The organism is Burkholderia sp. WSM2232, assembly GCF_000472545.1.
In the GTDB taxonomy this organism is placed as follows: Bacteria; Pseudomonadota; Gammaproteobacteria; order Burkholderiales; family Burkholderiaceae; genus Paraburkholderia.
Window position 1 is genome coordinate 180,026 of record NZ_AWZV01000008.1, and the last position, 14,933, is coordinate 194,958.

14 protein-coding genes are annotated in these 14,933 nt (G+C 59.1%); 13 read left to right on the top strand and 1 reads right to left on the bottom strand.

What is annotated here, in order from left to right; translation table 11 throughout:
* The first annotated feature begins 198 nt into the window (after positions 1 to 198).
* From F757_RS0108515 to ehuD, 12 genes are all read left to right on the top strand, one after another.
* Positions 199 to 1,401 carry a porin gene (locus F757_RS0108515; protein WP_051376714.1) on the top strand — a complete coding sequence of 401 codons (1,203 nt, stop codon included), beginning with the start codon at positions 199 to 201 and terminating at the stop codon, positions 1,399 to 1,401.
* An 80-nt stretch (positions 1,402 to 1,481) separates the two neighbouring features.
* Positions 1,482 to 2,429, top strand: coding sequence for an ABC transporter permease (locus F757_RS0108520; protein ID WP_027211031.1), 948 nt, complete (start codon positions 1,482 to 1,484; stop codon positions 2,427 to 2,429).
* Between the two features lie 2 nt (positions 2,430 to 2,431).
* Positions 2,432 to 3,322, top strand: a complete 891-nt coding sequence (locus F757_RS0108525; protein WP_027211032.1) for an ABC transporter permease — start codon at positions 2,432 to 2,434, stop codon at positions 3,320 to 3,322.
* Between the two features lie 119 nt (positions 3,323 to 3,441).
* Positions 3,442 to 4,386 carry an ABC transporter ATP-binding protein gene (locus tag F757_RS0108530; protein ID WP_232221375.1) on the top strand — a complete coding sequence of 315 codons (945 nt, stop codon included), beginning with the start codon at positions 3,442 to 3,444 and terminating at the stop codon, positions 4,384 to 4,386.
* Positions 4,383 to 5,429, top strand: coding sequence for an ABC transporter ATP-binding protein (locus F757_RS33175; RefSeq protein WP_051376715.1), 1,047 nt, complete (start codon positions 4,383 to 4,385; stop codon positions 5,427 to 5,429). Before F757_RS0108530 ends, F757_RS33175 begins: the two co-directional genes overlap by 4 nt.
* Positions 5,430 to 5,474: 45 nt before the next feature.
* Entirely contained in the window at positions 5,475 to 6,815 is a 1,341-nt protein-coding gene (locus F757_RS0108540; protein WP_027211034.1) for an LLM class flavin-dependent oxidoreductase, read from the top strand.
* A gap of 107 nt (positions 6,816 to 6,922) precedes the next feature.
* On the top strand, positions 6,923 to 8,077 hold the full coding sequence (locus F757_RS0108545) for a M24 family metallopeptidase (protein ID WP_027211035.1): 1,155 nt from the start codon (positions 6,923 to 6,925) through the stop codon (positions 8,075 to 8,077).
* 83 nt (positions 8,078 to 8,160) lie between these two features.
* Positions 8,161 to 9,813: a peptide ABC transporter substrate-binding protein gene (locus F757_RS0108550; protein ID WP_027211036.1), complete on the top strand. Its 1,653-nt coding sequence runs from the start codon at positions 8,161 to 8,163 to the stop codon at positions 9,811 to 9,813.
* A complete protein-coding gene (locus F757_RS0108555) occupies positions 9,810 to 10,355 on the top strand; it encodes a flavin reductase family protein (RefSeq protein WP_051376717.1) in 546 nt (181 codons plus the stop codon). The genes F757_RS0108550 and F757_RS0108555 overlap by 4 nt, the downstream gene beginning before the upstream one ends.
* Before the next feature lie 51 nt (positions 10,356 to 10,406).
* Positions 10,407 to 11,345, top strand: coding sequence for a transporter substrate-binding domain-containing protein (locus F757_RS0108560; protein WP_027211038.1), 939 nt, complete (start codon positions 10,407 to 10,409; stop codon positions 11,343 to 11,345).
* A gap of 11 nt (positions 11,346 to 11,356) precedes the next feature.
* The gene (locus F757_RS0108565) at positions 11,357 to 12,019 is read left to right on the top strand and encodes an amino acid ABC transporter permease (protein ID WP_035466520.1); all 663 of its coding nucleotides are present in this window, start codon (positions 11,357 to 11,359) and stop codon (positions 12,017 to 12,019) included.
* Positions 12,016 to 12,681: an ectoine/hydroxyectoine ABC transporter permease subunit EhuD gene (ehuD, locus tag F757_RS0108570; protein ID WP_027211040.1), complete on the top strand. Its 666-nt coding sequence runs from the start codon at positions 12,016 to 12,018 to the stop codon at positions 12,679 to 12,681. Before F757_RS0108565 ends, ehuD begins: the two co-directional genes overlap by 4 nt.
* Positions 12,682 to 12,828: 147 nt before the next feature.
* Here ehuD and F757_RS33180 read toward each other — a convergent pair whose 3' ends face one another.
* Entirely contained in the window at positions 12,829 to 13,398 is a 570-nt protein-coding gene (locus F757_RS33180; RefSeq protein WP_051376718.1) for a helix-turn-helix domain-containing protein, read from the bottom strand.
* Positions 13,399 to 13,766: 368 nt separating this feature from the next.
* On the opposite strand from F757_RS33180, the gene F757_RS0108580 reads away from it, so the two are divergent.
* Positions 13,767 to 14,930, top strand: a complete 1,164-nt coding sequence (locus F757_RS0108580; protein ID WP_027211041.1) for a M24 family metallopeptidase — start codon at positions 13,767 to 13,769, stop codon at positions 14,928 to 14,930.
* Positions 14,931 to 14,933 lie beyond the last annotated feature (3 nt).

The window sequence follows — 14,933 nt, forward strand, 5'->3', positions numbered from 1 at the left end:
GAATGAACGGTTCGATGTTACGCAAAATGGCGACGCAACGGGTTGCGCAGGAACGTGCCAGTGAGGGCGTTGCTGCAACGCACGGGCGGCCATGGCAACCCGCATAGATCGGATTTCCGACTGAGCGAGTTTATGGATGCCGGCATGTGCTTCTGTCGGTCGAGCGCAATAAACGTATCTAAACTATGGACTCCTAAGGTGAAAAAAACCAAACTTCTCGTCGCCATTCTCGCCGCGGGTGGCCTTGTGTCAGCCCATGCGGAAAGCAGTGTGACGCTCTACGGGATTGCTGACGCTAGCCTGCAGTACATTAACAATGTGGCCGTTGCGCAAAGTACCGGCTCCGCTGGTAGTCCTGTCCGTTACCAGAATCAGTCCAAGTTTGCCATGTACAGCGGCGGCTATTCGGGCTCGCGCTGGGGGCTGCGTGGTGTCGAGGATTTGGGCGGTGGTAACTCGGCTTTCTTCACGTTGGAAAACGGGTTCAGCATCGCGACTGGCGCCTTCTCTACCAGCGGTGTCGAGTTCAGCCGTCAGGCCTTCGTCGGCTTCAAGAACGACCGTTACGGCTCCGTGTCGTTCGGTCGCCAATACGAAGCGATCACCGATCTCGTTCAGTCTTACGGCCCCATTGCATATGGCAACTTCTCTGGCACTTACGCTGGCGATATCTCGAACTATGACAACTACGCCCGTATCAACAACTCCGTCAAGTATCGCTCGCCGGAAATCGCGGGTTTGAGCGGCGAGCTCCTCTACGCGTTCGGCGGTGTCGCGGGTGCAATGAGCCAGGACAGCACGATCAGTGCCGGTTTGAAGTACACGACCGGTCCGTGGGGCATCGCAGTGGCCTACCTGCGCATGGACAACAGCAACTCGACGGCCAATACCTGGAACGGTACCGGTGCGGGGAACTTTAACAGCTCGGTCACGGCGGGTTTCGCCGGTGCCAAGCGCGTGCAAATCGTCGACGCCGCTACGCGCTATGAGCTGGGACCGGTGTCGCTGGGTCTGAGCTACGGCTATACGCACTACAACCCGTCGAGCGTGTCGCTGCTGCGCCGCGCTATTTCGTTTCAGTCGGCTGGCGCAAACGCGCTATGGCACTACTCGCCGTCAGTGGCGCTCGGAGCCGGTTACTCGTACACGCTGGGCCAGTCGGTGAATGGAACAGCTTCGCGTCCGCACTATCAGCAGGTCACCCTCACAAGCAGCTACTCACTGAGCAGGACGACGATGCTCTACGCGACCGCGGCCTACCAGCACGCGTCAGGAAGCACGCTTGACGCATACGGCAACGTTGTAAACGCGACGGCATCGGTTGGCGATTCGGCAAACGGCAGTTCGTCGGCTTCGGCTTCCCAGGTACTGGTTCGCGCGGGTATCCGCAAGCTGTTCTAAGCAGCGTCGCATGTACAGCAAGCCGGCCGGCGCGGCGGCTGGCTGTGCATGACAATCTGAGCAACCTCCCGGAGGACTGCATGGCCGCATTTACTTTGCGACGCTTCGCGCAGTACGTTTCCTTGCTATTGCTCGTCAGCATGATTGGATTCGCCGTGCTGCATCTGGCGCCAGGCGGTCCCATGGCACAGATGGGCGGCGGCGACATGAATGCTGGCGACGCCAAACGGCTAGAGCAACAACTCGGACTCGACCGTCCGCTGCCCATGCAGTACATGGAGTGGGTGGGCCACATTCTTCGTGGCGACTGGGGGCACTCCTATCGTGACGGACAGCCCGTGCTCGCCGTCATTGGTTCTCATCTCGGCGCCACGTTTGAATTGATGGGCACAGCGATGCTTCTCGCCGTGTTGCTCGGTGGCCCTATTGGCATTGCTGGCGCAATTTACCGAAATTCCCTGTTCGACGTCTCGACCACCTTTCTGTCGATGGTTCTGGTATCCATCCCTACATTCTGGATCGGCTTTGTCGTTATCTATTTCTTTTCGGTGAAGCTCGGATGGCTACCCCCTGGTAACCGCGCCACGATCGGCGAACATTCGCTTCTCGATGAGCTCTGGCATCTGATCGCCCCGGCGACCGTGCTGGCCGTCGTCAACATGGCGAGCTGGAGTCGCTACATCCGTGCCTCGATGCTGGAGGTCATCGGTCAGGACTATATCCGTACCGCGCGCTCCAAAGGCGTGAGCCGCACAGGGATTCTGCTGAATCACACCTTGCGCAACGCACTGCTACCGATGATTACGATATTCGGTTTGCAACTGCCGCAACTGCTGGGCGGTGCGCTCGTCGCCGAGACGGTATTCACATGGCCTGGCATGGGCCGACTGTTTCTGGATTCGATTAGCTATCGCGACTACCCGGTCATCATGGGCGTGCTGATGTTCGGTGCAGTAGTCGTGCTGGCTGGCAATTTTATGGCCGACGTCCTGTATGGCGTCGTCGATCCGCGAGTTCGCCTGAGGTAGCAATGTCCGATTTCATCGTTCCAGATGGAGCATGTGCGAACCGGCCGGCAGCGCAAAAGCGTAGCGCGGCCCGCCGCTTCATGAAAAACCCGGTGGCGGTTGGTGCCCTGTGCGTCGTCTTGCTGCTGGGCCTGGCCTGCGCATTCGGTCCGTATGTGCTGCGGTATGACGACACTTACATCGATCTCATGAATCGTTTCGCCGCGCCGTTTGCAGGGCCGCATATCCTGGGCACGGACGATCTGGGCCGCGATACGCTGGCGCGCGTACTGATGGCTGGCCGCATCTCACTGTCTGTCGGCATTCTGGCCATGTTGATGAGTATGGTCGTTGGTGTGATTGTCGGTGTTATCGCGGGGTTTTATCGCGGCGTGGCGGGTGCGGTACTGATGCGGATCGTCGACGCAATGCTGTGCTTTCCCACAATCTTCCTGCTATTGACGTTATCCGCCTTTGTGAAGCCGGGCGTGACGTCGATCATCGTGCTAGTCGCCAGTACGTCGTGGATGGAAGTGGCGCGCGTCGTAGAAGCACAGGTCCGCTCGTTGCGTCGACGCGACTTCGCGGTCGCAGCAGCGGCGCTCGGCGCTTCGGATGCCCGCATCATGTTTTCGGAGCTCTTACCCAACGCGGTTGCGCCAATCGTTGTATCGGCCACGCTGACGGTTGCACACGCGATTCTGGCGGAGTCCTACATCAGCTTTCTCGGCTATGGCATTCAGCCGCCAATGCCTAGCTGGGGCAACATGCTTAACAACGCGCAGACTTCGCTCACGACTGCACCTTGGCTCGCGATCATACCGGGCGCCATGATCGCGATTGCAGTGACGAGCTTCAATTTTTTGGGAGACGGCTTGCGCGAAGCGCTGGATCCCAAGCAGGGGCGAGCATGACGACTACGCATTTGAGTGGAAGCAGCGTCATGAGCGCGGACGACGTACTCCTGGTACGGAATTTGAACGTGTCGTTCAGTCGGGGCGGAACGCATGTTCCCGCCGTACAGGATGTCTCCTTGCGGCTTGCTCGAGGAGAAACTCTGGCGCTCGTCGGCGAGTCGGGGTCGGGAAAGAGCGTGACGAGTCTCGGCATTCTCGGTTTGTTGCCGCAAGGGCGCACTTGCACCGTACAGGGCGAAGTGCAGTTGCACCGCAAGAGCGGACAGGTGATCGACCTGCTGAAACAGTCAGAAGAGGACATGCGCCGCATTCGCGGTCGCGAAGTGGCGATGATCTTTCAGGAACCCATGACGTCGTTTAATCCGGTGAAGACGATCGGCGCGCAAGTCATGGAGGCGGTCCTTTGCCACAGCGATGTCGGCCGCCGCGCAGCGCGCACGCTTGCTGCGGAACTGCTCGCACTGGTGGGCATCGCCGATCCGGTTAAACGGCTCGATGACTATCCGCACGAAATGTCTGGCGGCATGCGCCAGCGCGCAATGATCGCGATGGCGATCTCGTGCGAACCCAAGCTGCTGATCGCCGATGAACCGACGACCGCGCTCGACGTGACCGTGCAGGCCCAGATCCTTGCGTTGTTGCGAAACATTCAGGAGCAGTCGGCCATGGCGATGATTTTCATCACTCATAACCTCGGCGTAGTCGGTCAGGTCGCCGATCGAGTCATGGTGATGTACAACGGCCGTGTGGCGGAGGAAGCGCCGGCTCGTTCACTCTTTCTGAAGCCACGGATGCCCTATACGACCGGTCTGCTGCGTTCCGTGCCACGTCTTGCGGATCTGGGCGCGGGCGGACTCAACAGTTTGCCGGCAATTCGCGGCAACGTCCCCGATCCGCTCAATCCTCCGCCTGGTTGCGCATTTGCTCCCCGTTGCGACTTTCGCGTCGCCGGTCAGTGCGATACCGCGATACCAGAGATGGTGACCTGTGACGCGGATCATCGCGTCCGTTGCGTGCGCTGGCAGGAAATCGAAGCCGGTCTGCAAGGAGAGCCCGCATGAAGCGCAAACCTGTTCTCGAGGTGAACGACCTGAAGAAATGGTATCCCGTCGATGGCGACCTGTTTTCGCGCGGCAAGGAACACGTCAAGGCCGTGGACGGCGTGAGCTTTCAGGTGTTCGAAGGTGAGGTGCTGGGGCTAGTCGGTGAATCCGGTTCAGGCAAATCGACCATCGGGCGTACCGTGCTGCGTCTGAGCGATTCGAGTGGCGGTGCCATTCGATTCGACGGTCACGACATCGCGTCCTTTCCGCGACGCGCGCTCAAGTCGGTGCGCGCGCGCATGCAACTGGTGTTTCAGGATCCGTATGCGTCGCTCAATCCGCGCAAGACGGTTCGGGAAACGCTGCTGGCGCCGTTGACGATCCACGGTCTCGGTTTGAACCGTCAGGAACGCGAAAGCCGCGTGATGGAGGCCTTGCGCGCCGTGGGGTTGGGACCTGAACATGCGCACCGCTATCCCCATGAGTTTTCTGGCGGCCAGCGCCAGCGCATCGCGATTGCACGGGCGCTCATGACGCGGCCGAAACTGCTCGTCGCGGACGAGCCGGTCGCGGCGCTGGACGTATCGATTCAGGCGCAGGTAATCAATCTGCTCGCGTCACTCAAGCAGAAGCTCGGACTGTCCATTCTGTTCATTTCACACGACCTGGCTGTCGTGGGGCATCTTTCCGATCGCGTCGCGGTGATGTACCTCGGCCGCCTTGTCGAAGTCGCGCCGACGCGCAAACTTTTCAGCGAACCGCAACACCCGTACACCGAAGCGCTGCTATCGGCAATCCCGGAAATCAATCCTGCCCGCCGGCGTGAGCAGATTGTGCTGGAAGGTGAGGTGCCGAGTCCGCGCAATCCGCCGTCAGGCTGCGCTTTTCGCACACGCTGCCGGTATTCACTGCCCGACTGCGCCACGCAAACACCACATTTGCGTGTCGTCTCGCCCGAGCACTTCAAGGCCTGTATCCGCGACGATCTTGATCTGCAATCGGTAGCGGGAGCACCGTCGCCCGGTGCGGCCGACCCTGCCGCCCCGGTATCGACTGTTTAGCCGACAAGCCGCTCAGGCGGCCGAACCAAGAAGAGGATTGGGAAAATGAACGAGAGACAAATGAAGCTCGGACTGTCGATCTGGCGGCACGGTTATCACGTGGCCGCCTGGCGCCTGCCCGAAGTCGCACCGGACAGCATGATGAATGTCCGTCGCTTCATCGAAGTGGCGCAGGCGGCCGAGCGTGGCAAATTCGATCTGGTGTTTATGGCTGACGTGCTCGGATCACATTACATCGAAGACGAAAGCCGCTCGAAAACACGTGGACATACCGTGGTCAAGAACGATCCATTGCAGATACTGGCGGCGATTGCTGTGTCGACGCAACATATCGGACTCGTGTCGACCATCTCGACGACGTATGCACATCCATACACGGCGGCGCGAGCGTTCGCCACCCTTGACCAGATAAGCGGCGGCCGTGCAGGCTGGAACATCGTCACTTCATACAACATGGAAGAGGCGCGCAATTTCGGTCTGGCAGCACCGGCCGATTCCGCGGTGCGTTACGAGCGAGCATTCGAATTCATCGAAGTTTGCAAGGGTCTTTGGGATAGCTGGGAGGACGACGCATTCCCGGTGGACAAGTCGAACGGCGTCTACGTCGATCGCAGGAAACTGCACGTGCTCGCGCACGAAGGCAAGCACTTCAGCGTGCGCGGACCACTCGACGTGCCGCGCTCGCCACAAGGGCAACCGGTGCTGATTACCGCTGGTGACTCGGAATCGGCCAAGGAACTCGCGGGCCGCTACACCAGCATTGCTTACGCAGGTCAGCCTCAGAAGGAACGCGCGGCCGCATACGCGCGTGACGTCAAGGCACGAGCGGTCGCTAACGGGCGCTCGCCGGACGACGTAAAGGTGCTGCCAGGCATCATGGCTTACGTGGGCCGTACGGAGGCTGAAGCGCGCGCCAAGATGGAACGCGCGCAGGACCTGGTTTCGCCCGATGTGGGACTGGCAATGCTGAAGCCTTTTTTTGGCGATCTTTCCGCTTACGACACCAACGGGCGGATGCCGCTCGACGTGGAAACCCTGTCGTCGAACTGGAACAAGAGCGACTTCAGCAAGATGCTGATCGAGCGCGCGCGCGAAGAAAAGCTCACGATTCGCGACATGTATCGCATTCTCGCCATTGGCGAAGACTGGCATATTTCGATGGCCGGCACGCCCAAACAGATCGCCGACACGATGGAAGAGTGGTTCGTGGACGGTGCTGCCGACGGTTTCAACGTTCAACCGCCCGATACGCCGGGAAGCGTAAATGACTTCGTCGACATGGTCGTTCCGGAACTACAGCGCCGTGGGTTGTTCCGCAAGGAATACGAGGGCACCACGCTGCGTGAAAGCCTCGGCATCGCAAGGCCCGCCCATCCGGCGGCATGAGTCATGGAGGCAGATGGAGCCATAGCCGCAGTGTCGACCAGCCGGGCAACTCAGTTCTCAGCAAACGTCTTCGTTTTAGCGTCTTTTCCAGCGAGTCACTTTACTTTATGTCCAGGTATTTCTTTAAACGGGCCGAGTTCGAGGATCGGCAACAACGCGTGCGCGAAGCCATGCGCCTGAAGCAGCTCGACGCGCTCGTCGTCATCTCACCGATCAACATCAGCTATTTAATCGGGATGTCGGCGAAGGCCTACCAGGTTTTTCAATGCCTGATTTTCACGCTCGAAGACAAACCGCTAACGATGATGTTGCGCCTCGGCGACGTCGCGGAAATGACGGATCTAAGTCTTGCTCCCGACGTGCGCGGCTGGGGTGGCCGTCGCTTCGAAGATCCGATTGAGGTGTTTGGCCGGATCATGGCGGAGAAGGGGCTGCTCCAGGCGCGCATAGGCCTCGAAACGCCGGCTTACTACCTGAGCGTTCACAATTATCTCAAGCTTAAGCAAGTGTTGGCCAAAGCAATCGTGAGCGACGAGACATTGCTTATCGAGCGGCTCAAGCTCGTCAAGTCGCCTGCGGAGATCGCGTATATCCGTGAAGCCGCGCGCATCGCCGATGTCGGCATTCAATCGCTGCGCTCGGCTCTCAAGCCAGGGCTTACGGAGAAGGAAGTCGCCGCGCATGCGCACGGCGCCATGATGATGGCAGGCGGCGACAGCCCGGCGAGCCCGATGAACTTCGTTTCGGGCGAACGCACGTGTTACGCGCACGGGCTGCCGACGGACCGAATGCTTCAGCGGGGCGATTTCATGCATATCGAGTTCGGCGGACAGTATCGCCGTTACTGCGCGACGATTGCCCGCCATTTCAATATCGACGAACCGACCGATCGCGCGCGATACGTGCATCAGGCCACTTACGACGCGTGTCAGGCCGCCATTGCGATGATGCGTCCCGGCGTGCGCGCCGAAGACGTTCACATGGCAGCGGTTGGCGTGTTGCGCAAAGCCGGCCTCGAGCAGTACAACCTGCACACCACTGGTTACGGCATCGCCCCAGGCTATCCGCCTTCCTGGGGTGAATCGGTCAACATGTTTGACGGGAGCGAAGACGTGCTCGAAGCCGGCATGGTGCTGTCGGTTGAGCCGCCAGTGTTCATTCACGGGGAACGTCTCGGTGCGCGGCTGATTGACTGCGTGCTGATCCACGACGATCACGCCGAAGTGCTGTCGAAGTGCTCAGCTGATCTCATCGTAGTCTGAGGGCGCACTGCGCGAATGCAAGGCGACGAGCACGGGAAGACCCGAAGCAAAAACAGAATCATCCGGAAACGAACGGGAGTGTCATGTCTGAACTGAAAAATGCGGGCCGCCGGTCTCTCTTCCGAATTGTCGGCGCGCTGGCAGCTGCCGCGGCCGTTCCACCCTTGATTGGCCTGGAGCAGGCAGTTGCCGCGCCGCCTTCGCGTCCGACCGGTCAGGTCGTCATTGGGATTACCAACGAAGTCACGGTGCTCAATCCATTAATGCTCGGCTTGTCGGTCGATCAGGGCTTATGGTGGAATCTGTTCGATCCACTTTGGGGCATCGATCCCGCAGGCAATCCGACTCCCAAACTCGCGCGCGAGGTGCCGACGGTGGAAAACGGCGGTGTGTCCGCCGATGGTATGACGTACCGCATCAAACTGCGCGACGACGTGAAGTGGCACGACGGCACGCCATTTACGGCCGCCGACGTTAAATACACGATCGAGCTTTTGCAGAATCCGAAGTTTCGGGTTTCGAGCCGCGACGGTCATGAGCTCGTCACCGATATCCGCTTGTATGGCGACCACGAAATCGGCTGGCAGATGAAAGAGTCTTTTTCGCCATACATGTCGATCCTGTCGTGGACGTTCATGGTGCCGAAGCACGTGCTGGGCGCGAGCAGCGATCCCAATACGGCGTTGTTCAATTCCGCGCCGGTTGGCACCGGCCCGTTCCGCTGGCAGGAGCGGCGGGCGGGCGACTACGTGAGCGTCGTAGCCAATCCAAGCTATTACGGCGGTGCGCCCTACGTCGAACGACTTGTGTTTAAGTATGTGCCGGATATGAATGTGCTGTTCACGCAGTTCCAGACTGGCTCTATCGACTATCTGGGCACGCTCGGCATTGCGCCGGATCACTACAGGGAAGCGAAGTCGCTGCCCGATCGAATCATCCATGTTATTCCGGCTGCGGGAGTTGAGAACGTCACTTTCAACGTCGGCCACCCTGCGCTGTCGGAGAAAGCGGTGCGTCAGGCGCTTTACATGGCGATGGACAAGAAAGCGATCATCGACGCGTTCTATCTCGGTTTGCCTAAGCCTGTTGAATCGTATCTTCCGATTGGCAACTGGGCCTACGATCCAAATCTGCCGCCGCACCAATACGCGCCGGATAAAGCCAACCAGATGCTCGATCAGGCGGGCTGGAAGCGCGGCGCGGATGGCATTCGCATGAAGAACGGGGTGCGGCTTGCGTTCTCGAACTCGACGCCGACCGGCAACCATGTGCGGGAACAGACTCAGCAGTATCTCGCGCAAAGCTGGAGCAAGATCGGCGTGCAGATGACGATTAATAACATGCCGGGTGCCGTCATGTGGGGCAAGTTCTGGCAGCAGTCGCAATTCGACAGCTTTCTCACCTATACCGACTGCACGGTCGCTTCCGATCCCGATGTGCGTCACCGCTTCGGCAGCGGCTCAATTCCGGCGAAAGGCGGGGTCGGCTCGAACATCTACCAATTCCAGAACGCCACTGTCGATCATCTGGTCCAGGACGGCCTGAGAAGTTCGGAACGCAATCAGCGCAAGACCGACTACTGGAAGCTTCAGGAGATCATGCGCGACCAGCTCGTCATGTTGCCGCTGTTCCAGATTGTCCAGATTGAAGGCACCAAGTCGAATCTCAAAGGTTTCCAACCGAACGTAAACGTGCGCTCGAACGCATGGAACGCTGCCAAATGGTATTGGGCATGACCACATCCAATGTTTTTGCGGGCGCGACAGCGGACGGCCTTCAGTTGGCCGTCGATCCTGCGCAGTACAAAGCGGCGATGCGGCATCTGGCCGCCGGCGTCTGCGCTGTGACGACCTTTGACGAAGGACTGCCGCACGGATTGCTCGTGACCGCCGTGACTTCGGTATCGGCAGAGCCGACGCCGAGCCTGCTTGTTTGCGTGAATCAGTCTTCGTCGACCCATTCGCGCATCCTCAACGCGAAGAGTTTCTGCGTCAATCTGCTTGACGAACGCGATGTCGAACTCGCGCGCCAGTTCTTGTCGAGCGACCGTCGGGCACGTTTCGAAGGCGTCGAGTGGGAAGCCGGCATCACCGGCTCGCCGATGCTGACGCGCGCGCTCGCCAGTTTCGATTGCGACATCGAGCAGGCAGTTCAGGCGGGTTCGCACACCATTTGCATCGGCCGGGTGCGAGAAGTTCGCGTTTGTACCGGTGCAGGGCAACCGCTGCTGTATTTCGGCGCATCCTTCACAGGCGTCCGTCCGACGACCGGTGCTTGAGCGCGAATAACCAGTTTTATTGAACCGCAAAAGAGGGATCTCACTTCCGCCATGGCAACGCTCGCTATCCAGTCTGTCAATCATCGCTGCGACGCGCGTCGCCGCTCGTTCAATGTCACCGCGGTACGCGGGCGTTTGTCTGCGCTGCTTCGCGGTGTGATGGCTGCCGGTATGGCAATGGCAATGGTATCCGTTCACGCCGAAACCCTCACCGAACGCATCAAGCGCGGTGAGCCCGTGCGCCAGGCAGTGGCAAACGATTCTCCCTTCGGCTACAGCGGTCCGGACGGCAAGATTATCGGCATCGAAGTTGAGCTGGTAGAACACATTCTTCACGACATGGGCGCAAAGGTGGAAGTGACTTCCACTACATTCGGCGCGCTGATTCCAGGGATTCAGGCCGGCCGTTTCGATATTGCTTCTGACGGTATGTATGTTCGCCCTGAGCGCTGCAAGGTAGCAAAATTCAGCACGCCAGATTTCATGATCGGCGCAGGGGCATTCATTCGTAAAGGCAATGACACAGTCCATGTCTCGACGATGGATGCGCTCGCACAGCAGAAAAATCTGCGCTTCGGGAAACTAACGGGCGGCCAGGAGGATAAGGCGTTCGCGGCAGCTGGGGGCGACATTTCGCAGATTTCCAACTTTACCGACCGCGTGTCGCTGACGTCCGCCGTGAAGTCTAAACGTATTGACGTTGGTTTGTTGTCGGCGCTTGGCGCAGCGGCTGCAGTCAATAACGACGACGGTCTCCGGCTTATCTCGCCGCTCAAGCCGCCAATGCAGAACGGCAAACCCTTCGTCTACTATGCGGGCTTCGCCTTCGCCAAGAGTGATCCGGCATTCGTGGAGGAATTCAACAGGCGGCTGAAAGCGATCATTCGCTCGCCGGATTACGTCAAGCTGCTGGCCAAATACAAAGTGCCAGCAGACGTGATTCCCGTCACCAATGTCGAAGTCGCTTCGCTCTGCAACGAACAGAACTGAGCTGCGGGCATATGAAGGAATTATGGACACAACGCGGTGTCCTGTTGGCCGCAACGGGCACGACAGTGGAGATCTTCGCGTGGTCGGCACTTCTTGCGCTGGCGATCTCGTTCGTGGCGGGCATGGCTGCCTTGTCCTCAAACAAGTGGGTGCGATTGGCTGCGCTGATTTACGGAGAGCTGTTTCGGGGCATTTCCCTCGTCGTGCAACTCTTCTGGATCTTCTTCGTTTTGCCTCTGTTCGGCCTGACGATCCCGGCGACGCAAGCCGCGGTGTACTCACTGGGTTTGTGTTTCGGTGCATACGGCGCGGAAACAGTACGGGCGGCGCTATCGGCGGTGGCGAAAGGACAGCGCCATGCTGCACAGGCGCTCGGACTCACGCGCTATCAATCATTTGTTCACGTCGAATTGCCTCAGGCCGTGCCGATCCTCATCGCACCGCTTGGTAACCTGCTCGTGCTGATTCTCAAGAGCACGTCGGTGACGGCGCTCGTGACCGTGCCGGAGCTGTCATTCGTCTCCAATGCGTTGCGCGCGAATCTCGGCGCGAGTCTTGTGGTCTTCATCTATGTGATCGCGGTTTATTACGCGCTCGCGCAATGCGTGCTCTCCTTGACCGCGCGAATCGAAAAACGGATGCGCGCCGGGCTACACATGGGCTTGTCATCGTGAATTTTGATTGGCGCTTTGCCTGGCAGATCCTGCCTTCACTCGTTGCAGGTGCACGGATTACGGTCGGCGTGACGCTCGCGTCGTTTTGCGTTGCGCTGGCTGGCGGCGCGCTGCTGCTCGCGGTGACCGAGCTAACGCCGCGCTGGGTCGCCCGACCTCTGAGCCGGATCACTGGTGTTATCCGTGGTACGCCGCTGCTCGTGCAGGTGTTTCTTTTCTTCTACATGCTCCCTGACTGGGGCGTAACCTTGGGGCCGTTGTGGACTGGGGTGATTGCCTTCGGATTGCACTACAGTTGCTATCTTTATGAAACGTACCGGTCGGCATTGCTTTCGGTGCGCCGTGCGCAATGGTCTGCCGGCAAGGCGCTCGGGCTGACCGACCGCCAAGTATTCGTGAATGTCGTGCTCCCACAAATGGTCCCAGTGTGCGTACCCATCGCCGGCAGTTTTCTGGTTTACATGTTCAAGGACACGCCCTTGCTTGCCGCGATTACCGTGCGGGAAATGATGCAGGTTGCGTCGCAGGTTGGCTCCGACAATTTTCGCTACATGGAACCACTGACGATCGTCGGTCTGCTGTTCCTCATCATGAGTTTGGCGACTTCGCGGGGTATTCGCTGGGTCGAAAAGCGAACCACACGCTGGCGGCAGCCGAACTAACCGTCATGGTCTTTTCCCGAACGCTTGCCAGTACCGTCTGGACGGGCCGAATCCGCCGTCCTTTCGAGACGCGGGGTGGAAGCGGGAGGGGCACATGGCGCATTCGGCACGACAGGCAGGTATTGCCGCGCGCCACGCTCGAGCGCTTTACATATGGATGGGTCGGAACGACGTCATGATCCACAGCACGACGACGTCGGAATCGGTGTTGTTGTAGATGCCGTGCGGGCAGTTGCCTTCGAACTGGAAACTATCGCCCATATGAAGAACGGACTTGCGCCCTTGAATCGATAGCGTCAATTCGCCTTCGATTACAAGACCACCCTTCTGTCCTTCTGCAATGACCACGTCTTCGTTTTTCGCGTGCGGAGGCATACGGATAATCATGAACTGCATGCCCTCGGCGCCCGATGGCGAGAGCAGTTCCTTGTACAGGGGCGCCGACCCTACGTTGAATTTTGGCCGATCGGCCAAGCGACGAATGATGTGATCGTCGTCCTGCGATGCGGCAATCGGACGCGTTGTGCTGGCGACTGGGGAAGCGCCTTCGAGAAAAGCGCTAAGCGGCACGTCGAGCGCGATGCGCAGCTTGTCGAGAATCTTCAGTGACGGGTTTGCCTTATTGCGCTCGATCTGGCTGATCATGCCGGCCGATACGCCCGCCTTTAACGCAAGACCGTTCACAGACAGACTCATTGCCTTGCGGAATGTCTGCAACGTCGCTCCGACATTCGCTCGCGAAAGGCCATCACTCGTAGCTTTGGGTACCGGAGTAGCCCGGGATTGAGTTGCCATAGATGTTCAGAATTTGGTCTGATTTTCAAAATCGTGCACAGCTTGGGCCGCCGATCACTGCCGGGCGCTACTGTGCAAATCGTTTATATCTTAGCAAGCAAATATTGAAACATCCATCAAATCGAGTGATGTCAAGGATCTGCAACGTGCCAAAAGTTGTGTGAACGTAGCTTGACACAGTGAATTTTGGAGGTTTAGAGTGTATAAAATAATGAACGGCAACGCGGATCGCTCCGCGTTCCGAGCGAATCCAGCCACTCACGTCTGATTACCTCTGGGACCTTGCAGACATGTATTTCGAACTCGACGAATATCAAACCCGCGTTGCGGCAACCCGCGATCAGATGGCGCGCGACAATCTGGATCTGCTGCTGCTGTTCGGCCAGGAGGCGACGTGTTGGCTGTCGGGCTTCTACACCCATGGCCACTTTGCGTATATCGCGCTCGGCCTGCCGCGCGAAGGCGAACCGTTCCTCGTGCTGCGCAAGATGGAAGAGCAGGCGGCCGACGCCACGACTTGGGTCGAGAAGCGCTACATCTATCACGATCATCAGGACCCGATCGAGTTCACGCGTCAGGCTGTGGTCGAGGCGGGTTTCGAGAGCGCTCGCATCGGTATCGACAAGCACTCGTGGTATCTCACGCTCGAGCGTTTCGAGCAACTGAGCGCCGCGCTGCCGAACGCGAAGTTCATCGGTGAAAACCGCATGATGGAAAAGCTGCGCATCATCAAGTCGCCGGCCGAACTGGCGTTGCTGCGCGTTGCGGGTCATGCCGTTGATACTGCGATGGAGGCGGCCATCTGCGCAACCAAGCCCGGCGCGGGCGAGCGTGAGATCGCATCGGCCATGGCTAGTGCGCGCATCATGGCGGGCAGCGATTTGCCGATCGACGGCGTCCTCACCACTGGACAGCGCACGCTGCAAGGCCATGGCCCGTGGACCGACAAGCACATTGAAGCGGGCGAACCGTTTTACTACGAGTTTCACGGCATCCGCTCGCACTACTGGGCGCGCTCACTGCGCAGCGGGGTACTGGGCAACGCATCGCCGCGTCAGATCATGCTGTCGAAATTGCTGATCGGCGCGCAGGACGCCGCTATCAAAATGATGAAACCCGGCGTGGATGCACACGCCGTGGACGCAGCCTGCCGTGAACCAATCGTTGCCGCTGGTGTTCAGGATGGTGAAACTTATCGACGCCGAATCGGTTACTGCCTTGGACTCAACTTCCGTCCGACACCGGGCGAAATGATCCTGGAATTCAAACCGGATGCCGACTTCAAGCTCGCGCCCGGCATGGTGTTCCTGATGCTCGTAATGGCCGAAGGCGTGGGCATTGGCGATACGGTGGTAGTCACGGAAACAGGTGTCGAATATCTGACGAAACTGCCGCGGGTGTTCTTCGACGACGCCGAGCGAGAAAAGTTGACTGCCACCGCGACGACAAACTGAATC